This is a genomic window from Candidatus Thiothrix putei (assembly GCA_029972225.1).
Taxonomy (GTDB): Bacteria; Pseudomonadota; Gammaproteobacteria; order Thiotrichales; family Thiotrichaceae; genus Thiothrix; species Thiothrix putei.
The window spans coordinates 2,559,983-2,584,421 of sequence record CP124756.1 but is presented as its reverse complement, the minus strand read 5'-3'; the positions used below and the strand labels follow the sequence as shown (position 1 = coordinate 2,584,421).

Sequence of the window (24,439 nt, the reverse complement as noted above, 5' to 3'; positions counted from 1 at the left end):
CCTGCCATGACTGAAAAGTATGATGTTATCGTTATTGGCGCAGGTCCCGGTGGTTATGTCGCAGCCATCCGTTGCGCCCAACTTGGCTTAAAAACTGCATGTGTGGAAGAATGGATCAACAAACAGCAAAAGCCTGCCCTCGGCGGCACTTGTCTGAATGTCGGTTGTATCCCTTCCAAAGCGTTGCTGGAAAGCTCCGAACGTTACGAAGAAATCGCCAAACACAATGCCGACCACGGTATTACGGTTGACGGTTTGCAGATTGACGTTGCCAAGATGATTGCCCGCAAGGACAAAATCGTCAGCCAACTGACAGGCGGTATTGAGCAATTGTTCAAAGCCAACGGTATTACATGGCTGCAAGGTCGCGGTAAATTGCTGGCTGGCAAGCAGGTGGAAGTGACCACTCATGACGGCACTGTTTCAACGGCTGCGGCTGACAATGTAATTATCGCGGTAGGTTCTACCCCGATTGAATTGCCGATTGCCAAGTGGTTGGATACCCGCATTGTGGATTCTGCGGGTGCGCTGGATTGGGAAACAACTCCCGGCAAACTCGGCGTGATCGGTGCAGGCGTGATCGGTTTGGAAATGGGCAGCGTATGGCGTAGGCTCGGCTCCGAAGTGGTCGTTCTCGAAGCGATGGACGATTTCCTCGGTGCGGCTGACCGTGATGTGGCTAAGTCCGCGCAGATGCAATTCAAAAAGCAAGGGCTGGACATCCGCCTTAGCTCTAAAGTTGCCAAGGTCGAAGCCGGTGATAACGGTGTTACCGTGACCTACAATGACCCGAAAGGTGAGCAAACCTTGCTGGTTGACCGCTTGATCGTCGCCGTCGGGCGTAAATCCAACACTGCGGGCGCATTCGCGGCTGATTGCGGGGTGCAACTGGATGATCGCGGACGTGTCGTTGTCGATGCGCATCTGCAAACCGCTGTGCCGGGTGTTTACGCGATTGGTGATTGCATTGTAGGGCCCATGCTGGCACACAAAGCCTCGGAAGAGGGTGTGCTGGTTGCCGAACAGATTGCCGGTCAAAAGCCGCACATCAATTATGACGCGATTCCGTGGGTTATTTATACTCACCCGGAAATCGCATGGGTCGGCAAGACCGAAGCCGAATTGAAAGCCGCTGGTGTTGCGTATAACACAGGCAGCTTCCCATTTGCCGCCAACGGTCGCGCCAAAGCGATGGATCAAGCCGACGGCTTGGTGAAAGTGCTGGCAGATGCCAAAACTGACCGGATTTTGGGCGTGCATTTTGTGGGGCCATTGGCTTCCGAACTGGTTGGTCAGGCGGTGATTGCGATGGAAACCGAATGTTCATCAGAAGATTTGGCACGCATGACATTTGCGCACCCGACCGTTTCCGAAGCAATACACGAAGCCATGCTGGCTGTGGATGGGCGGGCATTACATGCCGTTGGCAAAAAGCGTAAGTAAGCCACACCGTTAACCCCTACGCTTTAACGCCACGGTCTGCTGCACGCAGATACGTGGCGTTTGTACGATTATAACCCGCGTTTTCGCGGTGAACTACCAAAGGAAAACTGAGGATGAATTTACACGAATATCAGGCCAAAGCGGTTTTTAGCCAATACGGTATGCCTGTACCCACTGGCAAAATCGCCTCCACAGCGGCGGAAGCCGAAGCAGCAGCGGCTTCTTTAAGCACGGCGACAGTAGTGGTCAAAGCGCAAGTCCACGCAGGTGGACGCGGCAAAGCCGGTGGCGTGAAACTGGTTAAGACTCCGGCTGATGCAGCCACCTTTGCAGCCAGCTTGCTGGGCACAAACCTGGTTACTTATCAGACTGACAAACATGGTCAACCCGTCAACACCATTCTGGTGGAAGAAACCTGCAATATCGCCCGCGAATTGTACCTCGGCGCAGTCCTCGACCGTTCCAGCCGCCGTATCGTGATCATGGCCTCCACCGAAGGCGGCATGGAAATCGAGAAGGTTGCGCACGAAACCCCAGAAAAAATCCTCAAAGCGATGGTTGATCCGCTGGTTGGCGTGATGCCTTACCAAGGGCGTGAACTCGCCTTCGGCTTAGGCTTGCAAGGCGCACAGATTGGGCAATTCACCAAATTGCTGGTTGGCTTGGGCAAAATGTTCAAGGAAAAAGACCTGTCTCTGGTCGAAATAAACCCGCTGGTAGTCACGGCTGAAGGCAACTTGTTGTGTCTCGATGGCAAAGTGAATGTAGACAGCAACGCGCTCTACCGCCAGCCTGAACTGGTAGCGATGCGTGACAAATCCCAGGAAGATGCCCGCGAACTGGAAGCGGACGAGTGGGAACTGAACTACGTCGCACTCGAAGGCAATATCGGTTGCATGGTCAACGGCGCAGGCTTGGCAATGGCGACGATGGACATTATCAAACTGTCCGGTGGTCAACCGGCTAACTTCCTCGACGTAGGCGGTGGCGCAACGGCTGAACGGGTAGCGGCGGCTTTCAAGATCATTCTGTCCGACGCTGCGGTTAAAGGCATTCTGATTAATATCTTCGGTGGCATTGTGCGTTGCGATTTGATTGCCGAAGGGATTATCAAAGCGGTGCAAGAAGTTAACGTTTCTGTCCCTGTTGTAGTGCGTTTGGAAGGCAATAATGCCGAAAAAGGTGCTGAATTGCTGACTAATAGCGGCTTGGCTGTGATTGCTGCAAGCGATCTTGGCGATGCTGCCCGTAAAATCGTTGCTGCCGTAGGAGATGCCGCATGAGCGTATTAATCAATAAAGACACCAAAGTCATTTGCCAAGGTTTCACCGGCAAGCAAGGAACTTTCCACTCTGAGCAAGCGATTGCTTACGGCACGAAAATGGTCGGCGGGATTACACCGGGTAAAGGTGGCACAACGCATTTAGGTTTGCCGGTGTTCAATACCGTGCGCGAAGCGGTGGAAGCGACCGGCGCGGATGCCAGCGTGATCTACGTTCCGGCAGCATTCTGCAAAGATTCGATTATTGAAGCGGCTTACGCGGGTATCAAGCTGATCGTGTGCATTACCGAAGGCATTCCGGCGCTGGATATGCTGGATGCGAAAGTGGTGGTGGATAGCCTTGGCGTGCGTCTGATTGGCCCCAACTGCCCCGGTATCATTACACCGGGCGAATGCAAAATCGGCATTATGCCGGGTCACATCCATAAACCGGGCAGTGTTGGCATTGTGTCACGTTCCGGCACGCTGACTTATGAAGCGGTCAAGCAAACCGGCGAATGGGGTCAAAGTACTTGTATCGGCATCGGTGGCGACCCCATTCCGGGCACAAGCTTCATTGATGCGCTGACCTTGTTCCAAGCTGACCCGCAAACCGAAGTCATTTTAATGTGTGGCGAAATCGGCGGTTCAGCGGAAGAAGAAGCAGCGGAATTCATTAAAGCGCACGTCACCAAACCCGTGGTTTCTTACATTGCAGGCGTTACCGCACCTAAGGGTAAGCGCATGGGTCACGCTGGTGCGATTATTGCAGGTGGGAAAGGCACGGCGCAGGAAAAGTATGCTGCACTGCAACATGCGGGCGTGTATACTGTTCAGTCTCCGGCTGAACTAGGGAAGGGTGTCGCTGCTGCATTCGCAGCCCTGCAAGGATAAGTTTTCGTTAATTTTTTGGAGTGCCTGCATGACCAAACAAACTGTCACCATTACTGATAACACCACTGGCAAACAAGTCGAGTTGGATGTACTTCAGCCTAGCATCGGGGTCAAAACCATTGACATCCGTAAACTGTACAAGGAACTGGGGTATTTCACCTATGACCCCGGTTTTATGTCAACGGCGAGTTGTTCCAGTGAAATTACCTATTTGGATGGGGATGCAGGCACGCTGCTCTACCGTGGTTATCCGATTGAGCAGTTGGCAGAACACAGCAGCTTTTTGGAAGTCTGCTATTTGCTGCTGAATAAAACCTTGCCCACCAAGCAAGAGTTGGCAGATTTTGAGTACATGATCTCGCGCCACACCATGTTGCATGATCAGGTACAGTATTTCTTCCGGGGTTTCCGTCGCGATGCGCATCCGATGGCAACCGTGGTTGGGGTTGTGGGGGCGTTGTCCGCGTTCTACCATGATGACATGAATATTCATGACCCAGAACAACGTAAGCGTTCTGCGCACCGTTTGATTGCGAAAATGCCGACGATTGCGGCATGGAGCTACCGTTATTCCGTGGGTTTGCCGTTTGTCTACCCGTGCAATAGATTGTCGTATGCGGAAGATTTCTTGCACCTGATGTTCTCCGTGCCGACTGAACCGTATACGCCTGACCCGTTGCATGTGAAAGCGTTGGAAGTCATTATGATTTTGCACGCTGACCATGAGCAAAATGCCTCAACCTCAACCGTGCGTTTGGCGGGCAGTTCGGAAGCGAACCCGTTTGCAGCGGTGGCAGCGGGGATTGCGTCCTTGTGGGGGCCTGCGCACGGCGGTGCGAACGAAGCCGTGATCACTATGTTGCGTGACATTGAAAAGTCTGGCTTGCCCTTGTCGCATTGGGTAGACCGCGCTAAAGACAAAAATGACCGTTTCCGCTTAATGGGCTTCGGGCATCGCGTGTATAAAAACTATGATCCACGCGCCCGGATTATCCGTGAATTGGCGAATGAGATTCTGGATCGCTTGCCCGCCAATGACCCGAACCAGAAACTGTTTGCGATTGCGCGTGAGCTGGAACAGGTGGCCTTGAACGATGAGTATTTCAAAGCGCGTAACCTGTACCCGAACGTCGATTTCTATTCTGGTGTTATATTCCTGAGCATGGGGATTCCGGTCAGCATGTTTACGGTGATGTTTGCGCTGGCACGTACCATCGGCTGGATTTCACAGTGGGATGAAATGATGGGTGATGAGGAGTCGCGTATCGGTCGTCCACGCCAGTTGTACGTGGGTGCGGAACGCCGCGAATATGTTCCAGTGGATGAAAGATAAGTTTTGTTGTTTTGAGGAGTCTATAGAAAATGTTGCAAGAATATCGCCAACACGTTGCTGAACGCGCCGCTCAGGGCATCCCGCCTAAGCCATTGGATGCGGCGCAAACCGCTGCACTGGTGGAATTACTGAAAAACCCTCCGACAGGCGAAGAAGCGTTTCTGGTGGATTTGCTGGAAAACCGCGTTCCGGCGGGTGTCGACGAAGCCGCTTATGTGAAAGCCGGTTTCCTTGCCGCCATCGTTAAGGGTGAAGCCAGTTGTGCATTGATTAGCCCAGTGCGTGCGGTTGAAGTTCTCGGCATGATGTTGGGTGGTTACAACGTGCAACCGTTGATTGCGGCGTTGGATGTGCCTGCAACGGCTGAGGCGGCGGCGAAAGCACTGTCACACACCTTGCTGATGTTTGATGCGTTCCACGACGTGGAAGCCAAAGCGCAAGCGGGCAATGCGTCTGCACAAAAAGTCATGGAATCTTGGGCAGCGGGCGAATGGTTCACTTCCAAGCCTGAAGTGGCGGAAAAAATCACCGTCACGGTCTTCAAGGTTCCCGGCGAAACCAATACTGACGATTTGTCGCCAGCACCGGATGCATGGTCACGCCCTGACATTCCACTCCATGCTAACGCGATGTTGAAAATGCCGCGTGACGGTATTGAGCCGGAAGTACCGGGTTCGGTTGGTCCTTTGAAGCAAATCGAAGCGGTGAAAGCGAAAGGTTTCCCCGTGGCTTACGTCGGTGACGTGGTAGGTACGGGTTCTTCACGTAAGTCTGCCACCAACTCCGTGCTGTGGTTCTTTGGCGATGATATGCCGGGGATTCCGAACAAGCGTGTGGGCGGTTACTGTTTTGGTAGCAAAATTGCGCCGATCTTCTTCAATACAATGGAAGATTCCGGGTCACTGCCGATTGAGATGGACGTTGCCCAAATGAACATGGGCGACGTGATTGATGTTTATCCGTATGAGGGCGTTGCTAAGCGTCACGGTACGGATGAAGTCATTTCCACCTTCAGTCTGAAAACCCAAGTGTTGTTGGACGAAGTGCGTGCGGGTGGTCGTATTAACTTGATCATCGGGCGTGGTTTGACGGCGAAAGCGCGTGAATCACTGGGTCTGCCAGCGGTTGATTTGTTCCGCACGCCTGAACAGCCTGCTGATACTGGCAAAGGTTACACACTGGCGCAAAAAATGGTCGGTAAGGCGTGCGGTCTGCCGGGTGTACGCCCCGGTATGTACTGCGAACCCAAAATGACTACCGTGGGTTCACAAGACACTACCGGCCCGATGACCCGTGACGAGCTGAAAGATTTGGCTTGCTTGGGCTTCTCGGCGGATTTGGTGATGCAGTCTTTCTGCCATACGGCGGCTTACCCTAAGCCGGTTGACGTGGTAACGCATCACACGTTGCCAGATTTCATTATGACCCGTGGCGGTGTTTCGTTGCGCCCCGGTGATGGCGTTATCCACTCGTGGTTGAACCGCATGTTGTTGCCGGATACCGTTGGTACGGGGGGCGACTCCCATACCCGTTTCCCGATTGGTATTTCCTTCCCAGCGGGTTCTGGTTTGGTGGCGTTTGCGGCTGCGACAGGGGTTATGCCATTGGATATGCCGGAATCTGTGTTGGTACGTTTCACTGGCAAAATGCAACCGGGCATCACCTTGCGTGACCTCGTGCACTCTATTCCACACAAAGCGATCCAAATGGGTCTGCTGACGGTTGAAAAGAAAGGCAAGAAAAACGTGTTCAACGGCACGGTGCTGGAAATCGAAGGTCTGGATCACCTGACTGTCGAACAGGCATTTGAACTGTCTGACGCTTCTGCTGAACGTTCTGCTGCTGGCTGTACGGTTGCGCTCTCTGAAGCCTCGGTTGCTGAATACCTGCGTTCCAACATCGTCATGCTGAAATGGATGCTCTCAGAAGGTTATGGCGATCCACGCACCATCGAACGCCGTATCGGCAAGATGGAAGAGTGGCTGGCGAACCCCAGCCTGATGCGTGCTGATGCAGATGCAGAATACGCGGCTGTGATCGAAATCAATATGGATGAGATCAAAGAGCCTATCCTGTGTGCGCCGAATGACCCGGATGATGCGCGTCTGTTGTCTGAAGTAGCGGGTCGCAAAATTGATGAAGTCTTCATCGGTTCCTGCATGACCAACATCGGTCACTTCCGTGCGGCAGGCAAGCTGTTGGATGCTGCCAACAAGCAAATCCCAACCCGTATGTGGATTGCACCACCAACCAAGATGGATGCAGCCCAGTTGAGTGACGAAGGTTACTACAATATCTACGGTCGTGCGGGTGCGCGGATGGAAATGCCGGGCTGCTCACTGTGCATGGGCAACCAGGCACGGATTCAGGAAGGTTCAACTGCCGTGTCTACGTCCACTCGTAACTTCCCGAATCGTCTGGGGACTAACACTGACGTGTTCTTGGCTTCGGCGGAACTTGCGTCGGTGGCGGCTGTTATGGGTAAATTGCCAACGGTTGCAGAGTACATGGAATATGCCAATAAGCTGGATAGCATGTCGGCTGACATTTACCGTTACCTGAACTTCGACAAGATGGAAAACTACCAGAAGGCGGCGGTGAAAGTTGTGCCGATTCCGGTAGTGGCGGGTTAAAGAACCCCTAACCCACAGCCCCATACCCAGCCCCTTGCAGGTTCATCCCACAAGGGGCGAGGGGAACTAAGAAAAAGCCTTCTTGATTGCCATTCACGCCCCCAGCCGATTACTGCTAAACTCCCCTGCTTAATCCAGCAGCCCCGATGAGTTATGAGCAAAGAACAGCAGCACACCCCCATGATGCAACAATATTTCCGCATCAAAGCGGAATACCCTGACATCCTTCTGTTTTACCGTATGGGGGATTTCTACGAACTGTTCATGGACGACGCCAAAAAAGCCGCTGCCTTGCTCGACATCACCCTCACCGCACGCGGCGCAACGGCGGGTGAACCGATTCCCATGGCAGGCGTTCCCTACCACGCCGTCGAACAATACCTCGCCAAACTCCTTAAAGTCGGTGAATCCGTCGCCATTTGCGAACAAGTCGGTGACCCTGCCAAATCCAAAGGCCCGGTCGAACGCAAAATCACCCGCCTGCTGACCCCGGGCACTGTCACCGACGACTACCTCCTCGACGACCGCCGCGACAACCTCCTAGTCGCCATCCACCGCTCTTCACTCCCTGCCCCCCTTGCGGGGGAAGGGCTGGGGAAGGGGGGGGCTTCTTACGGCATCGCCGCCATCGACCTCAGCACCGGACGCTTCACCGTACAAGAAGCCGATTCCGACACCACCCTGCACAACGAAATCGAACGCCTGCAACCCGCTGAAATCTTGCACGACGAAGACTGGAAACCCGCCTTCGCCCGCAACCGCATTTCCACTCCACGCCCTCAATGGCACTTCGACCCCGACACTGCCAAACGCCTGCTGCTACGCCAATTCGGGGTACACGATCTCGACGGTTTCGGCTGCAATCACCTGCCACTCGCGATTGCCGCTGCGGGCGCATTGCTCAACTACGTGCAAGAAACTCAGCGTACAGCTCTGCCCCACATCAACAGTCTCACTGTGGAACTCAGCGACGAAGGCATCATTCTTGACGCTGCCAGCCGCCGTAACCTAGAACTTGAATACAGCATCAGCGGTGAACACAAAAATACCCTGATTTCAGTCATCGACAAAACCGCCACCAGCATGGGCAGCCGCCTGCTACGCCGTTGGCTCAACAAACCGCTGCGGGATCGTTTCACCCTGCGCAACCGCCACCAAGCCGTTGGCGCATTGCTCGACCAATACCGCTACGAAACCTTGCTGGAAACCTTGCGCGGTATCGGTGACATCGAACGCATTGCCAGTCGCATCGCGCTGGGTTCGGCACGTCCGCGTGACTTATCCACCCTACGCAGCTCCTTGCACGTATTGCCGCGCATTCACGGCTTGATCAACACCATCGATAACCCGCACATCCAGCAATTACAAACCAACATCGACTTACACGCGGAACTGCGCTACCTGCTCGACAGTGCCATCATCGACAACCCGCCCGTGGTGATCCGCGACGGCGGCGTAATCGCCCTAGGTTTCGATGCCGAACTTGATGAATTGCGCAACTTAAGCGAAAACGCCGACCAATACCTGCTGGATCTCGAAGCCCGCGAAAAAGTCCGCACCGGCATCAACAATCTCAAAGTTGCCTACAATCGCGTTCACGGCTATTACGTCGAAATTCCGCAAAGCCAATTAAGCCGCATCCCTGCCGACTATATTCGCCGCCAAACCCTTAAGGGAGTGGAACGCTTCATTCTGCCCGAACTGAAAAAGTTTGAAGACAAGGTGCTCTCCGCCCGCGAACGTGCGCTTGCCCGCGAAAAAGCCATTTACGACAACCTGTTAGGCGACTTGCTGGAACACCTCAACCCCATCCGCAACAGTGCGCAAGCCATCGCCGAACTTGATGTTTTGAGCAACTTCGCCGAACGCGCTAACACCCTGAATTACAATTGCCCCGCACTGGTCGATGGCGCTGGCATCCAAATCGAAGGCGGACGCCACCCCGTCGTGGAACGCACCCTCGACAACCCCTTCGTGCCGAATGATTTGTACATGGATTCGCGCCGCCGTATGTTAATGATCACCGGCCCCAATATGGGCGGCAAATCGACCTACATGCGCCAAATTGCCCTAATCGTATTACTAGCACACATCGGCAGCTACGTCCCCGCGCAAACCGCCCGTCTTGGCAATATCGACCGTATTTTCACCCGCATCGGCGCACACGACGACTTAAGCACCGGGCGTTCCACCTTCATGGTGGAAATGACCGAAGCCGCCAATATCCTCAACAACGCCACCGCCCACAGTCTAGTGCTAATGGACGAAATCGGACGCGGAACCAGCACATTCGATGGCCTGTCACTGGCTTGGGCGTTTGCGGAATACCTAGCGCGGGATCGCAAGGCTTTCACCCTGTTCGCTACCCACTACTTCGAGCTGACGGTATTGCCCGAACAAATCAGCACCATCGTCAACGTCCACATTGATGCGATAGAACATGGCGACAAGATCGTATTTTTACACGCGGTGAAAGATGGCCCAGCCAACCAAAGCTACGGCTTACAAGTGGCGCAATTGGCCGGTGTCCCCAAAAGCATTATCGCCCAAGCCAAAAAGAAACTGGTGTCGTTAGAAAAACACAGTCAGCAAGCCCCACAACCCGGACAAACCTTGCCGTTGATGTTTGGCACACCCACCGAACCGAAAGATGAAATTGCCGAAAAAGTGAAAGCGGCTTTAGCCGCCGTAGACCCGGATGAACTCACCCCGCGCCAAGCGCTAGACGAATTGTATCGGTTGAGGAAGTTGTTGTCGTAAAAATGAAGAGGGCGTATGCAATACGCCCCTACAGGGAATTTGGGTAGGGGCGTATTGCATACGCCCTTCCAGAATATTTATTTTGCCGCCGCTGCTTTCGCGTCATCCAACATTTTGGCTAATTGATCAGCCGGACGGTAGCCCGGAATCATCATACCGTCCATGGTCAGTAATGCTGGCGTACCATTTACACCCAGTTTTTGCCCCAGTTCAAACTGCTCAGCCACTGGATTGGTGCATTCTTTCGCTGCTACTTCTTTGCCGTCATTTTTCACTTGGTTCATCGCGGCTTGCTTATCATCGGCACACCAGATATTCGCCATCTTTTTGTAGGCAGGTGAGCCGACACCCGCACGCGGATACGCTAAGTAACGCACCGTAACACCCTTTTCATTCAATGCGGGTACTTCTTTGTGTAACTTCACGCAGAATGGGCAATCCACGTCAGTGAATGCATACAACACATGCTTTTCTTCACCCTTGGCTTTGAATTCAATGCTTTTGCCTGCATCAATCGTTTTGACAACCGCCACACGGTCGGCAGAACGCGACGCTTCAGTCAGGCTGGACTTGGTTTGCGCGTCAATCAACTCACCCGCAAACACATAACGCGCATCACCACTCACGTAGATGATTTCGCCGCCAAATTTGGCTTCAAACAGATTGGCAAGTGGGGTAGTTTTCAGCGAGTCCGGTGCTTGACCGCCAAACATCGGCTTCAGCTTTTCGCCCAGATCCGCAGGCACATCGTCAGCCATTGCCCCAGTCGTTGCGAGCGCAATACCGATCAGTGCGCCCAGAATCATTTTCTTGTACATGGTTTCTTTATTCCTGAATGAAAATCTTACAGTAAAAAAATGCTTATTCTTTAATCAGATAGTGGATGATACCTTATCATGGCTGACTATAGCGTGTATACGTTTCCCCACATTACAGTCCCTTAACCACGCGGGTGATGTTGACGGTGCAAATCCTGCAATCGTGCCTGTGCCACATGAGTATAAATTTGCGTGGTTGAAAGGTCACTATGCCCCAACAGCATTTGTACGACCCGTAAATCCGCCCCATGGTTCAACAAATGCGTGGCAAAAGCGTGACGTAAGGTATGCGGGGAAATATTCCTAACAATCCCTGCCTCTAACGCATAGCGCTGAATCAGCACCCAAAACATCTGCCGGGTCATGCCACTGCCACGGGTAGTGACAAACACTTGTTCGGCAATATCCTTACCTTGCATCAACAAGCCCCGCGCATTCCGCAAATACGTTTGTATCCAGTCATGCGCTTCTTCCCCCATCGGCACAAGACGTTCCTTATTGCCTTTGCCGGTAATGCGAATAACACCATTTTGCAGGGATAATTCATTTAAACGAATTCCCACCAATTCAGACACCCGCAAGCCGGTGGCATACAACAATTCCAGCATCGCCCGATCACGCAAACCACGCGGATTACCAATATCAGGTGCTTGTAACAAGGCATCGACTTCTTCTTCTGACAACGTATGCGGTAAATGCCGACCTTGTTTGGGCGCTTCGATCTGCGCGGTGGGATCATCTTTACGCAAGTTTTCGCGTACTTGCCAACGGTAAAAACGCCGCAAGCTGGACAATAAGCGGGCGGTCGTCGCTGCTTTTGCACCATCACGTACCCGAATGGCTAAATATTCCAATAAGTTACCACGTTCTGCCTGATCTAACGCCACACTGCGTTCATCTAGCCAATGGCATAACAAACGTAAGTCACGTTCATAGCTGGTCAGTGTATTTCGGCTCACCCCGCGTTCTGACCAAAAAGCGTCCAAAAAACGATCAATTAATGCTTGATTCAGGCAATTTATACGCATGATAGCGGGTAGGGATTTTTTTTCAGGTTTCATGGTCTTATGACAAGAGAGTGAAATGTGAACAAACTCTACGAATATCCAAAGGGCTAAAATAATGACTGATAATGAATACCAGAGCATGGCGATGAGCCAATACATGCTGCGAGAATTTCGGGAACAATGCAAGCAACAACAAGATGCCAAAACACAGGAAAACACTAAACTGGACTATCAGCAGTTCGATCATGAAGTGCTAACTTACCCGATTTTCTCTAACCATGCGTGCGGTAATCACGACGCCAAAGAGTTACTCAAAACAAACTCAGAAGAAGCCTATTGCGAACGCTGGCGTGTTTTTTATGAGCCAGACCCATGGAAACTACCGCAAATAAACTATCAAAAACAATTAGATGAACAATTAGAAGTTTTAAAACAAAGCTTATTTCATTTGAATTCACCACGCCTGATTCTGTTTATGGCGACATTTATCGTTATTATTTTGTTAGTAATGCGCGGTCATTTTCTATTGCCGAGTGTGCCTATCCTAGCACTGGCAGGATACTGGTATGCATCGGAGCGTAAGATTCGCGCCACTCAACAACTGTTAGGTAAACATCTCGATAAAATGCAGGCGTTGGATATACAAAAGGAAAGTATCGCCCACCAGCTTGAAAGCTTACCGCCACCTGCCATGCTGACACAACTCAACACGGAATATCAGCAAGCTGTAGCAAAACTGTTTCACAACACCTTGCTGTATGTACTGCCGCCAGCAGAATGCAGCAATTTGTCACAAACGTTACGCCAACAACGCTGGGAAGGTTTTATAATGGAAAGCTGGGGCTATCTACAACTACCCTTGGCTGCGCAACAACATACAGAAATCAGGCACACCTTGCTAGACGATCAGCATATTCCCCTTGTTGCGATGCAGGATGATCCCTATAAGCGCAAGGGATACAGTGTGTACCGTGTGCAATACCTGCATCTGTGGATCTTAACCCAGCGAGGCTTACTCATGGGGCGAGGGTATTTTGACCGGGTTGCTAAGCAATTCCTGTATGAACAACAAGAGTTTTACCCTTATGCACAACTATCACACCTCGAACTCACCGAACAGCACTTGCCCGAAGAGCCGCTATTAAAACAACGTTTACCCGAACACCTTTATCAACGTTATTTTCAGCAAGCGGTAAGTGTGATGAGCATTAAAACAGTGACTGGTAAAAGCTATGAGTGTGCAGCATTACCTGTCAGCGAACGCCCTTTCCGTCAGACCGAATGGCAAGAACGTTACCGGCTAGATACCGATATACAACACCTAAACCGCTGTTTACACCAACGTATGTATGGTTTGGCTAAAACGGCTTAGGGATGTATGAATGGATTTAAGCAGCCATCAATGCAGCAATTTTTGCAGCATCGGGGTTCAAAATAACCCCTTTTTCCGTAACCAGTGCATCAACCAGCGCAGCAGGCGTTACATCAAAAGCAGGATTCCAAGCCTGCGTGTGGTAAGCAGCAATGCGCTGATTTGCAACGTTCAAGACTTCTTCCTGAGAGCGCTCTTCAATAGGAATAGCATCACCACTCAGGGTTGCCAAATCAATGGTGCTGGTCGGGGCAACTACCATGAATTTTACACCGTGGTAACGCGCATTCACCGCAAGGCTGTACGTACCAATTTTATTAGCAACATCACCGTTCGCCGCGATACGGTCAGAGCCAACGATGACCCACGACACTTTACCCTGTTTCATCAAGTGTGCCGCTGCACCATCGCAGAGTAAATGTGCAGGAATTTTATCCTTCACCAATTCCCAGGCTGTCAGACGCGAGCCTTGCCACCAAGGGCGGGTTTCATCAGCATACACATGTTCAATTTGCCCATTGCTATAAGCACTGCGAATAACGCCTAATGCTGTACCATAGCCGCCGGTTGCCAATGAACCTGTATTGCAATGGGTCAATACAGCATGAGAAGGCTGAATCAATGCACTACCCAATTCACCCATGCGGTAATTAGCATTAATGTCATCTTGATGAATTTGTTGTGCCAGCGCCAGCAATGGTTCTTCCGGGTCGCCTTCCACAGTATCGGCTAAATCACACATGCGCTTTAACGCCCACATGAGATTGACAGCCGTTGGGCGGGAGTTTTGCAGAATGTCGATTTCCGCACTTAAACGCTTACGCCAATCTTGCGGATACTGTTTGTAACATTTTCTAGCAGCCATCGCAGCCGCATAAGCAGCGGCAATCCCAATCGCTGGCGCACCACGTACCACCATATTCCGAATGGCCTCAGCGGTATCTTCGGCACTGTATAGCTGCACATACTGCTCGTTATGCGGCAGTTTGCGCTGGTCAAGTAACACCAGATGATTGTCTTTCCACTCTACGGCACGGATCGAATCGTGTTGACTCATGATGATTTTCGGCATAAATAGGTTGCTTTACCGTGGCAATCTTACAACACCCAATGACAATGGAAATTGATTTACTCATTACACCTGAATGGATTATCACTGTTGATTCAGGTAATCAGGTTTTGCGACACCACACTATAGCAGTGGATGATAGCAGGATTGTGGGCATTATGCCCACTTCTGAGGCAGAAAAATGCTATATGCCCCGACAAACTGTCGCATTACCACAACAAGCGTTACTGCCGGGGCTGGTGAACGCACACACCCATGTCGCTATGTCATTACTCAAAGGTCTGGCGGATGACTTACCCCTGATGGACTGGTTACAACATCACATTTGGCCTGCGGAAGCCCGTTGGGCAGATGCTGAATTTGTCTACAACGGTGCTCAACTTGCCATAGCGGAAATGATCCGTTCCGGTACAACCTGTTTCAACGACATGTATTTCTTCCCCGAAGCTGCGGCACAAGCGGCAGATGAAAGCGGAATCCGTGCCTGCATTGGCATGATCATCATCGACTTTCCCACGCGTTGGGGCAGCGGTGTTGAGGAATACCTGCAAAAAGGCTTAGCCTTGCATGACCAGTTGCAAGAAAAACCGTTGCTAACCACCGCTTTTGCCCCACATGCCCCATATACCGTCTCCGATGAGCCATTGCATAAAGTGCGGCATCTCGCTTGCGAACTCGATGTGCCTATTCACATGCATGTGCACGAAACGGCATTTGAAGTCCAGCAAGCACAAGCACAAACGGGGTTACGCCCCCTCACGCGCTTGGAGCAACTAGGCCTACTTGACAAACATTTCCTCGCTGTCCACATGACGCAATTAAATGATGAAGACATTGCCTTACTCGCGACCAAAGGCGTACACGTCATTCACTGCCCAGAATCCAACCTAAAACTTGCCAGTGGCTTTTGCCCGGTCGCAAAACTCACCGCAGCAGGTGTCAATGTCGCACTTGGCACTGACGGCAATGCCAGTAACAACGACTTGGACATGCTCGGTGAAATGCGCACCGCTGCCCTGATTGCCAAAGCTGTCGCCCAAGATGCCAGTGCCATACCCGCCACCCAAGCCTTACGCATGGCAACCATCAATGGTGCAAAAGCCCTAGGCTTGGATTCAAAGATTGGCTCGCTGGAGGTTGGCAAATCCGCCGACATGATTGCCGTTGACCTTGGCACACTCGAATCCAGCCCCCTATACGACCCTGTTTCACACTTGGTATATTGCACCAGCCGCGAACAAGTCACACACACCTGGGTAGCAGGCAAAGCACTGATGATCAATCGCCAACTGACTACGCTGGACAGCGCCACCCTGATTGCCAAAGCGCATTGCTGGCAACAAAAAATTGGAGAAACCTCATGACCCATACCACACCCAATGTCGACCCCAATGAAATCCGCAAATTTGAAGACCTCGCTTGGCGTTGGTGGGATCGAGACAGCGAATTCAAACCGCTCCACGACATCAACCCCTTACGTCTGAACTACATCGACGACCACGCGCACATCAGCGGCAAAACCGTCATCGACATTGGCTGTGGTGGCGGCATTCTGGCGGAAAGCATGGCGCAACGCGGGGCAAACGTGACCGGCATTGACATGGGCGCAACCCCGCTCGAAGTTGCTGAACTCCACGCGCTAGAATCGCAAGTGGAAGTCACTTACCGGCAAATTAGCGCCGAAAACATGGCAGCAACCGCACCAGCGTCATTTGATGTCGTCACTTGCATGGAAATGCTAGAACACGTTCCCGACCCTGCCTCAGTGATTGCCGCGTGTGCCACACTGGTCAAACCCGGTGGCGATGTATTCTTCTCCACCATCAACCGCAACCCCAAAGCGTTTGCGTTTGCGATTTTAGGCGCAGAATACGTGATGAAGATGCTGCCCAAGGGCACACACGAATACGCCAAATTCATCAAGCCCTCTGAACTCGAACGCTGGGCGCGTTCTGTCGGCTTAGAACTGCGGAATATCACGGGGATGACATACAATCCGCTATTCCAAAGTTATCGTTTAGGAAAAGACGTAAATGTTAATTATCTCATGTATTTTAAGAAGGAAATGTGATTAATGTTTGATAGTAAACGACTGATTAGCTTATTGCTAATCATGTTCGCCGTCAGTGGCTGTGCCGTCCAGTACGATAATGTAACGCTTACCTCTGACGGTAATCCACGCCTGCAAAACCTGACACCCAAGATGAAGCAGCGTATCGACGAATTAAACCAAGCACTGATTGCGCTTGACCCTACTATTGTCGACCCGCGAGAAGCACAATCGGTTGCCCATGATGCTTTTGTATACCCCATGTATTTAGCGAATGATTGGGGGTTAACATGGCCACCGGTGTTCCATAATACCTTGCGTAACTCCAAACAGCGCAAAGCAGGTTTGTGCGTGGATTGGGCGCGAGCCATGCGAGCGCGGATGCGTACCAAAAACCTAAAGACTTTCGACCTGTATTGGGGAGTCGCCTACAAAGGCAACCCATGGCGCGAACACAGTACCCTGATTGTCACCGCCAAAGGCAAGCCGTTTGAAACCGGTATTTTGCTTGACCCATGGCGCAATTCTGGCGACTTGTATTGGAGTACCATCAAGAACGATCTCCAATACCCCTGGAAATACTTTGAAGGCCCCGGCTAAGCCTTGTGGAACGTCAACACCAACACATCTCGCCATGCGGGTTGTGTTGGGTCTGCGGGGCTAATCTCCGTTACCCCGTGGTAAACGGCATGATCATTCACCAATACCAAATCCCCTGCTTGTGCCAAGGTTCCTTCCGCTAAAGGCTGCATGGCATTGTCGTAAATACGACTCACACCGCCATTTACATTGTGCCGATCCATCATCATGATCAGAATATACTCTGCACCGTCCTTATGGATGCCTTCAGGTGTCGGCTTACCCTGTTGCTCAGGGCGGGCAATAATACGGAATTGATGTGCCTGGATACGCCACAATTCTGCTGGACTACGCGAAAATTGCTGTGTTGCCCAACGCACAATTTCTTTTAACGCCGGGTTTTTCAAAGTAGTGGGTAACCATGCGCGGAAGTGGCGATTAAAACCGCCATGCACACGGTTGTAGTGACTGCTTTGATAATGCGGCTCATGAGGTAAGACCTCTAAAGCGTTATTTTTCCAGTGAAATACCGAATAGCGCCGATAACGGTAATTTCCCCCATCCCGCAAATACGGATCCAGCAACAAACCGCCCCAACTGTGGCGAAAGCGCTGGTATGCCTGCCCCATACGACGAGCTAGTTGTTGTTGCAGGCGATTGGTTTTGCCCATCGCGAACATAAACCCTAGTTTTTGCAATAGCGTATCCACTTGGCTCACTTTATTTCAATGCTTAATCATATTGTAATTTAGTGATATTGCCTTGACCAGATCACGCGGGTGTATTAGCGATAAGCGTAGCCCTTATCGGAGCGGGATACCCCTCTACTGTCCGCGTAATGTCTGTGGAATCAAGGAAGTCCACTAATGATTCGCCTTTACTCCACGCGGTACAACGCTGCTCTTGTGTACTGGTTGGGGTAACATCTACCACACGAATATGGGTGAATCCCAGCCGTTTCAACCACAAACACAACATTGGTACAGAAGGAATAAACCAAACATTGCGCATTTTGGCATAACGGTCATGTGGCATTAGCGCCGTGTGTTCATCACCGTCCACCACCAAGGTTTCTAAGACCAACTCACCGCCTGCACGCAAGGCACGGCGTAATTCCTGCAAATGCCCCAACGGATCACGGCGGTGGTACAACACACCCATCGAAAACACCGTGTCGAAACCTTTTTGCTGCAAATCCGGCAAATCTTCACTTTTCAACGGCAACATCCACACAGGATGCTCACCGGCATAACGTTGCATGAATTGGAACTGGGTCAGGAACAATAAAGTGGGGTCAATGCCAATCACCGCTTCTGCCCCAGCACCTCGCATACGCCAGAGGTGATAACCGCTGCCGCACCCCACATCCAACACCAGCCGACCGGGTAAAGGACTCAGATGCGGCAATACCCGCTCCCATTTCCAATCCGACCGCCACTCGGTATCCACTTTAATGCCAAACAGCTCATAAGGCCCTTTGCGCCAAGGAATCAAGGCTTGTAACACGGTATGCAATTGCGCCTGAATCGGTGCATCAACTTCAGCGGCTGACCCCAACGTCACGGCACGGCTATTGAAATCAATATGCTGAGTCGGCAATAACGGCGCATTTGCCAACGCTGCCTGCCACTCCTCCCACTTACCGTGCGAATGGTGCAGCGCACTATCCAGTTGCTCAGGCAACGTATTCAGCCAAGGCGCGAGACGCGATGTTTGCAAGAAAGCGTAGAGTGAATCCAACCCGTTCACACTTTCACCGCTAATAAGGAAGCAAAATTAAAACCTTGGAACCACTTGACGGTTTGGGAAAATCCCGCTGCTTGCAAGCGCTCCACTTGCTGCTCAAACGTATCGGGAATCAGCACATTTTCCAACGCGGAACGTTTCTGGCTAATTTCTAGCTCGCTATACCCATTGGCACGCTTGAATTCCAAGTGAATATCCGTCAATAACGCCTGTTCTGACGCATCCGCAAACTGAAGCTTCTCCGACAAAATCAAAATACCGCCCGGCAATAAACCCTCATAAATTTTACACAACATCAGCAAACGCTCGGCAGGCTTAAGGAATTGCAGCGTAAAATTCAGCACCACCACCGACGCCTTTTCCAAAGAAATTGCCTGAATATCCGCACATTCCACCTGAAACTGCCCCATTGGCAAATGCCGTTGTAAGATTTGCTCACAGCGCCGTGTCATCGCCACCGAATTATCCACGCATACAAAGCGCACCCCATCTGCCCGCACTTGCGATGCCATCGACAAAGTTGCCGCACCCAATGAACAACCGAGATCGTAAACCTGACTATTGGGTTGAGCGTAACGACGAGCAATTACCCCCAACAAGCCAATGATCGTCTCGTACCCCGGTACAGAACGGCGAATCATATCAGGAAAAACATCCGCGACCGCTTCATTGAAAGCAAAATCAATCACTTGTCCTTGCGGGAGTGCGTAGATGGAATCACGTTGCATTACGCTGCCACTGCCTCCCCCGCCCAACGTGCCTCACCCGGCTGACGCGCAAACACCACATGCTCACCGGTGCGTTTGCCCGCATCAGCGCCAAGAAAGTACAGGTAAGGCGCAACCAACGCTTCAGGACGCGCCACACTCTGGGGATTTTCACCGGGGAAATTCAGGGTACGCATACTGGTACGTGCAGGCCCCGTATCCACCGTATTCACTCGGATAAAATGCGCAGGGTCATCATATTCCGCCGCTAAAATATCGCAAAACGCAGTCATTCCGGCTTTTGCCACCCCAAATGCGCCGTAAAACGCTTTATTCGACGTATGCCCCGCAAACACAATCGCCGGGTCAGCCGCTGCATTGAGTAACGGCAAACAAGCGTGCGTCAGCAGAAAATTAGCGTGCAAATTCACCATGATCATTTTCGACCACAGTTCTGTGTCGTAGTGGCTGATCGGCGTAAATGCCCCCAGCCATGCCGCATTCAGCATCACCCCATCCAAACGCCCTAATTGTTCACGGATGTTTTCAGCAAGATCGTAGTAATCTTTGGCGGTAGCACCTTGCATATCCAGCGGATACAGCGCCGGTTCGGGGTAGCCTGCGTTGACGATTTCGTCGTAGGTTTCCTCCGCGCGACGCACTTCTTTGTCGAGCATGACGACCGTTGCGCCATATTGTGCACAAGCTTTAGCAATCGCTTTGCCCATGCCTGCGGCAGCACCCGTGACCAAAATCACGCGCTCTTGCAAAGCACTCTCAGATGGCACATAAGCCAATAAATCTTGCTGCATTCCTGTCTCCGCTTGGGGTCAACCTCAAAAGAAAGCGAGTTTAACGCTTATCGAAGCGGGGGTGTAGGGCACAGGTCAAGTTTTAAGGCGACAACACCGCGTACACCAACCAACCGGTATACCCCACGTACATACTGAGTAATAGAATACCTTCCCAATGTGTTAGATGCCCCGGCTTCCTGAAACCATAAGCCATAATGAATAAGCCAAACGTCACGGCTAACATCACCCCCCAATCACGACTCAGTACTTCTGGAGCCACCTGAATGGGTGCAATTAACCCCGCAATCCCCACCACTGCCAGTGTATTGAACAAGTTAGAGCCGACAACATTACCCAGTGCCAAATCTGCCTCACCCTTACGGGCTGCTGCAATAGACGCTGCCAATTCCGGTAGCGACGTACCGAACGCCACAATAGTCAAACCAATAATCAACTCGCTAATACCCAATCCTTGAGCGATACTTACTGCGCCCCATACCAACATTTTCGAGCTTGCCATTAACAATAATAAGCCAACCACCAACCACATCACGGCAGCTTTCAACGTTAACGGATGCTCAATCAGTTCTTCTGCCATTTCCGCGCTTAGGGCATCTTGCTTGCTGCGCTTGGCTGAATACACCATCCCCCCCATAATGGTAAAAAGCAATAGTAATAATACAATGGCATCAGCGCGACTGACCTCCCCATCCCACAACTGCCAACCTGCCAATAAGGTCACAGCCAGTAAAATCGGCATTTCTTTACGCACAATACTAGAATGCACCGCAATGATGGCAAATACTGCTGAAAACCCCAAAATCAGCGTGATATTGATAATATTAGAGCCATAAGCATTCCCCAGCGCAAGAGCTGGTTTACCATCCAAAGCAGCAAAAGCAGAAACCACCATTTCTGGGGCAGAGGTTCCAAAACCTACAACCACCATACCAATCAACAAGGTAGAAACCCCCAAATGTTTGGCTGTGGCCGCAGCACCATCAACAAACTTATCGGCACTCCACATGAGTAACGCAAAACCAGCTAACACTGCAAGCAATGGCATCAGCATGAGTATAATCCTTTCATGAAAAAACGTAACTACTCAGTCTATCCAAAAACCGCTCTGAGAGACTCAAACGGATTTCGCCCCTGAATCTTGTCGGTTTCCCACACGGAACGGATAACACAAAAAGCCTCCGCACCGCCCATTGCGCGGAATCCACCCGCCACCTTGAGTTTAACTTTGACGGGTCGAACGGCTCGTTCAGCCAGATTGTTGTCAAACGGTACATCAAACCGCTGAATGAACTGCAACACCGAATCCTTGAAGTCACGTAGACGGCATAACAAGTTTCTGGCGGGGTCTTGTTTGGCTTTGCCTTGTTTAGGGTTGATTTTAGGTTGTTCAGGGAAAATCAACAGTCCGTGATTCACCCATTGGTCATAACGTTGCTTGAGTTCAGTCATTTGCTCCAGCGACAATGCCGTTTGTTGCGCGTCTTTTGCTTCAGCCACTGCGGTCTTAGCATCAATCAAGACCTGTTTGAGTTGTGCAGGCCATTGATGTTTGAGGGTTTCATCAAAGTAGTTCAACTCCCGCAGCAGATGCGCCCCACAAAGGCTGTGTACCACCTGATCAAAGCGGAAATACGGTTTCCAATGGTCATGAACCGCAACGCCTTGGAATACCGGCAGGATTCCCGCCGCTGTCATGGCCTCGTATCCGCGCCGTGCATGGGCAGTGTAGTAAACGGCTTCGGGTGTTGCGGCTACATGCAACCATTGGGTTTTGCCTTGCGCCCGCATTCCGCTTTCATCAAAGTGAGCCACGTCGCTGCTACTAATGGTGTTCTGAATAGCTGTATAAGTGGCCGTCAGGTTTTCACTCGCCTGACCGATCCAGTGCTGCACACTGCCATCGGAAGGCTTAACACCGTATTGGTCGAATACAATCTCGCTTGCCCGTGACAGCGAAATGAAATGACCTTGTACCAAACCCACCGTATAGGCCTTTAAACGTGCGCCGTAACTGATGTAAGGGGCGAGTGTTGCCGGGAATTCGCCTTTATGAACCTTGCCACAACCACACGTGCAAATCAGTTGGCGGTGTTCCGTGACCACGATTTGGGGTTCGGGAATGTCCCACTGTTGCCGACATTCACCTGTCTCAATCAGGGCTTCGGTTAGCGGCAAACCACAGTCGCAATGCCCGGCAACACCGTAATATTCCACGTGATCGGGTGATGGGTGCATCACGAGGCTATGCCCTTTATGACCTGGCTGGCCACCTTTTGGGCGTTGTCCAAGCTGACGCGGCTGTGCGGGTTGGCGTTTCAGTCCATCCGATGACGGGGGCTTGTGTGAATTTTTACTGTTTTTGTTGAGCTGTGCTTCCAGCTCATTCACGCGGGCGGTCAACTGATCAATACGGTCAAACAGCGTCAACACTAACTCCACCAATTCGGCGTGGCTTAACTGCTGGAGACTTTCTCGTGTTGGGCGGGGTAGCTGGTTCATACCGATAGTGTAGCTGATTTTTTAGGAGACTGAGTAGTTACGAATTGACTTGTAAACTTGGTCAAATACTGGCTCGGCACACTCAAATCCAACACTGGCACAGCCTGAAACGCACCTTCAACACAGCGAATTTCACCAATACCACCAAACTTCAAGAAGGTTTCAGTTTTCGGATGTTGTGCCAACCAATCTTTCAACCCCAACTGCCCCAGATTGATGTCATAGATCCCATCTTGCACCGCAATGCCATCCTGTTTGTTCGCCGCATAATGCACAGGATCAGTTTTGACTAATGAGAAAAATATCGCCTCAACAATAGCCAACGCGATTTTGCCAATGAAACTATCGCTGTAAAGGCTGGTTTTTTCCATTTGGCGTAGTTGGATGTATTGCTCGTCTGCCGTCAGCTTTGCACTCACGATCTCGAACCGCAGGGTAGTTTCCACTTCCAGCCACTTTTTGACGCGGATCTCTGCACAAAAGTACCCGTCATGGATGCTCAACTGCATGGATTGCACTTCAGGAATATCTTTATACAGGTAGGGAAGCACGAGATTCAGGGCTTGTTGCGGTATCGGGATGACCGGAGATTGGCTGACTACCGCAGCGATAGTCTTGGCGGTCTGTATAGCCGACGCAGCCTGTTTGACTCTCTGAAAGACGGAGTTCATGGTGTTTTCCTTATTGTAGTTAGTTATTTGGGTATAGGAAATTAAACGCAAGTATAATAAGCCTTACAGCGGTTGACTATTACCACCCGTCGATCATAGTGCTGTTTGCCCCTCATTTCGCTACAATCGCAAGAAGACACCAACGGAGGCAACCATGAACACCATAACCACCGCCGACATCATCTACGAACGCGCCAAGACCCTGCCAGAAGAACAAGCGCGGGAAGTGCTGGATTTTCTCGAATACCTGCAAGCCAAACTGAAAAAACTTGCTGCTACCACTCAGGAAACACCCAGCAAAGAAGAAGAACCCCTGCCCGGTTTCGGTATGTGGGCAAACCGTCAGGATATGCCCAGCACTGAGGAATACCTGCGCGACGCCAGAAAACCACGTTACACCCTATGATCCTGATTGATACCTGCATCCTGATCGAACATTACCGAGGCGCAAATCCTGCTGTGTCTGCTTTTCTCAACGGGAACAAAGGGAAAATGTGTATTTCTGCCGTCACGGATATGGAAATCGCCTACGGTGTACGCAACAAGCGTGAACTCCAGCAACACCAAAAACTGCTGGATATCTTGGGCATCGCTATTCTCGATATTGACGAAACCATATCCACAACAGCCCGCCACTGGGTTAGAGAATATGGCTTATCGCACACCCTGCACCTTGCCGATGCACTCATTGCCGCTACAGCCCAACGCCACAACTTGACGCTGTTCACGTTCAATCTGAAAGATTTTCGATTTTTAGGCATCAATTTAGACAAAATGTAATC

General features: G+C 51.4%; 22 protein-coding genes. 12 read left to right on the top strand and 10 right to left on the bottom strand.

Annotated elements, in window-relative coordinates:
- The first annotated feature begins 6 nt into the window (after positions 1-6).
- The 6 genes from lpdA to mutS all read left to right on the top strand — a co-directional run bounded on the left by lpdA (position 7) and on the right by mutS (position 10,324).
- Positions 7-1,443: a dihydrolipoyl dehydrogenase gene (gene lpdA / locus QJT81_13285; protein ID WGZ92810.1), complete on the top strand. Its 1,437-nt coding sequence runs from the start codon at positions 7-9 to the stop codon at positions 1,441-1,443.
- Positions 1,444-1,556: 113 nt separating this feature from the next.
- Positions 1,557-2,726, top strand: a complete 1,170-nt coding sequence (gene sucC, locus QJT81_13280; GenBank protein ID WGZ92809.1) for an ADP-forming succinate--CoA ligase subunit beta — start codon at positions 1,557-1,559, stop codon at positions 2,724-2,726.
- Positions 2,723-3,598 carry a succinate--CoA ligase subunit alpha gene (gene sucD, locus QJT81_13275; GenBank protein ID WGZ92808.1) on the top strand — a complete coding sequence of 292 codons (876 nt, stop codon included), beginning with the start codon at positions 2,723-2,725 and terminating at the stop codon, positions 3,596-3,598. Before sucC ends, sucD begins: the two co-directional genes overlap by 4 nt.
- Positions 3,599-3,626: 28 nt before the next feature.
- A complete protein-coding gene (locus QJT81_13270) occupies positions 3,627-4,931 on the top strand; it encodes a citrate synthase (protein WGZ92807.1) in 1,305 nt (434 codons plus the stop codon).
- 29 nt (positions 4,932-4,960) lie between these two features.
- Entirely contained in the window at positions 4,961-7,564 is a 2,604-nt protein-coding gene (gene acnB, locus QJT81_13265; protein WGZ92806.1) for a bifunctional aconitate hydratase 2/2-methylisocitrate dehydratase, read from the top strand.
- Positions 7,565-7,717: 153 nt separating this feature from the next.
- Entirely contained in the window at positions 7,718-10,324 is a 2,607-nt protein-coding gene (gene mutS, locus QJT81_13260) for a DNA mismatch repair protein MutS (GenBank protein WGZ92805.1), read from the top strand.
- A gap of 77 nt (positions 10,325-10,401) precedes the next feature.
- Here mutS and QJT81_13255 read toward each other — a convergent pair whose 3' ends face one another.
- Together QJT81_13255 and xerD are read right to left on the bottom strand one after the other, a co-directional pair.
- Positions 10,402-11,142: a DsbC family protein gene (locus tag QJT81_13255; GenBank protein WGZ92804.1), complete on the bottom strand. Its 741-nt coding sequence runs from the start codon at positions 11,140-11,142 to the stop codon at positions 10,402-10,404.
- Between the two features lie 122 nt (positions 11,143-11,264).
- Positions 11,265-12,203: a site-specific tyrosine recombinase XerD gene (gene xerD / locus QJT81_13250; protein WGZ92803.1), complete on the bottom strand. Its 939-nt coding sequence runs from the start codon at positions 12,201-12,203 to the stop codon at positions 11,265-11,267.
- A gap of 61 nt (positions 12,204-12,264) precedes the next feature.
- On the opposite strand from xerD, the gene QJT81_13245 reads away from it, so the two are divergent.
- The gene (locus tag QJT81_13245) at positions 12,265-13,521 is read left to right on the top strand and encodes a hypothetical protein (protein WGZ92802.1); all 1,257 of its coding nucleotides are present in this window, start codon (positions 12,265-12,267) and stop codon (positions 13,519-13,521) included.
- A 16-nt stretch (positions 13,522-13,537) separates the two neighbouring features.
- Here the strand turns inward: QJT81_13245 and mtnA are convergent, their stop codons facing one another.
- Positions 13,538-14,593 (bottom strand): S-methyl-5-thioribose-1-phosphate isomerase, encoded by a 1,056-nt coding sequence (mtnA, locus tag QJT81_13240; GenBank protein WGZ92801.1) that lies wholly within the window; start codon positions 14,591-14,593, stop codon positions 13,538-13,540.
- 44 nt (positions 14,594-14,637) lie between these two features.
- On the opposite strand from mtnA, the gene QJT81_13235 reads away from it, so the two are divergent.
- From QJT81_13235 to QJT81_13225, 3 genes are read left to right on the top strand one after another with little or no spacing between them, the layout of a single operon-like run.
- Positions 14,638-15,954: a TRZ/ATZ family hydrolase gene (locus QJT81_13235; protein ID WGZ96488.1), complete on the top strand. Its 1,317-nt coding sequence runs from the start codon at positions 14,638-14,640 to the stop codon at positions 15,952-15,954.
- On the top strand, positions 15,951-16,661 hold the full coding sequence (ubiG, locus tag QJT81_13230) for a bifunctional 2-polyprenyl-6-hydroxyphenol methylase/3-demethylubiquinol 3-O-methyltransferase UbiG (GenBank protein WGZ92800.1): 711 nt from the start codon (positions 15,951-15,953) through the stop codon (positions 16,659-16,661). The genes QJT81_13235 and ubiG overlap by 4 nt, the downstream gene beginning before the upstream one ends.
- Before the next feature lie 3 nt (positions 16,662-16,664).
- Entirely contained in the window at positions 16,665-17,240 is a 576-nt protein-coding gene (locus tag QJT81_13225; GenBank protein WGZ92799.1) for a hypothetical protein, read from the top strand.
- Here QJT81_13225 and QJT81_13220 read toward each other — a convergent pair.
- The 7 genes from QJT81_13220 to QJT81_13190 form a co-directional block, all read right to left on the bottom strand.
- Complete coding sequence (locus QJT81_13220) at positions 17,237-17,938, bottom strand: 2OG-Fe dioxygenase family protein (protein WGZ92798.1); 702 nt, start codon at positions 17,936-17,938, stop codon at positions 17,237-17,239. The two genes, QJT81_13225 and QJT81_13220, sit on opposite strands and share 4 nt — an antisense overlap.
- A gap of 52 nt (positions 17,939-17,990) precedes the next feature.
- Positions 17,991-18,968, bottom strand: coding sequence for a tRNA 5-methoxyuridine(34)/uridine 5-oxyacetic acid(34) synthase CmoB (gene cmoB / locus QJT81_13215; GenBank protein WGZ92797.1), 978 nt, complete (start codon positions 18,966-18,968; stop codon positions 17,991-17,993).
- Positions 18,965-19,693 carry a carboxy-S-adenosyl-L-methionine synthase CmoA gene (gene cmoA / locus QJT81_13210; protein ID WGZ92796.1) on the bottom strand — a complete coding sequence of 243 codons (729 nt, stop codon included), beginning with the start codon at positions 19,691-19,693 and terminating at the stop codon, positions 18,965-18,967. Before cmoA ends, cmoB begins: the two co-directional genes overlap by 4 nt.
- Positions 19,693-20,484, bottom strand: a complete 792-nt coding sequence (locus QJT81_13205) for an SDR family NAD(P)-dependent oxidoreductase (protein ID WGZ92795.1) — start codon at positions 20,482-20,484, stop codon at positions 19,693-19,695. The genes cmoA and QJT81_13205 overlap by 1 nt, the downstream gene beginning before the upstream one ends.
- Before the next feature lie 82 nt (positions 20,485-20,566).
- Positions 20,567-21,532, bottom strand: a complete 966-nt coding sequence (locus QJT81_13200) for a calcium/sodium antiporter (GenBank protein ID WGZ92794.1) — start codon at positions 21,530-21,532, stop codon at positions 20,567-20,569.
- A 44-nt stretch (positions 21,533-21,576) separates the two neighbouring features.
- Entirely contained in the window at positions 21,577-22,986 is a 1,410-nt protein-coding gene (locus QJT81_13195) for an IS66 family transposase (GenBank protein ID WGZ92793.1), read from the bottom strand.
- The gene (locus tag QJT81_13190) at positions 22,983-23,657 is read right to left on the bottom strand and encodes a hypothetical protein (protein ID WGZ92792.1); all 675 of its coding nucleotides are present in this window, start codon (positions 23,655-23,657) and stop codon (positions 22,983-22,985) included. The genes QJT81_13195 and QJT81_13190 overlap by 4 nt, the downstream gene beginning before the upstream one ends.
- Positions 23,658-23,811: 154 nt before the next feature.
- On the opposite strand from QJT81_13190, the gene QJT81_13185 reads away from it, so the two are divergent.
- Together QJT81_13185 and QJT81_13180 are read left to right on the top strand one after the other, a co-directional pair.
- The gene (locus QJT81_13185; protein WGZ92791.1) at positions 23,812-24,063 is read left to right on the top strand and encodes a DUF2281 domain-containing protein; all 252 of its coding nucleotides are present in this window, start codon (positions 23,812-23,814) and stop codon (positions 24,061-24,063) included.
- The gene (locus tag QJT81_13180; GenBank protein ID WGZ92790.1) at positions 24,060-24,437 is read left to right on the top strand and encodes a type II toxin-antitoxin system VapC family toxin; all 378 of its coding nucleotides are present in this window, start codon (positions 24,060-24,062) and stop codon (positions 24,435-24,437) included. The genes QJT81_13185 and QJT81_13180 overlap by 4 nt, the downstream gene beginning before the upstream one ends.
- The last annotated feature ends 2 nt before the right edge of the window (positions 24,438-24,439 follow it).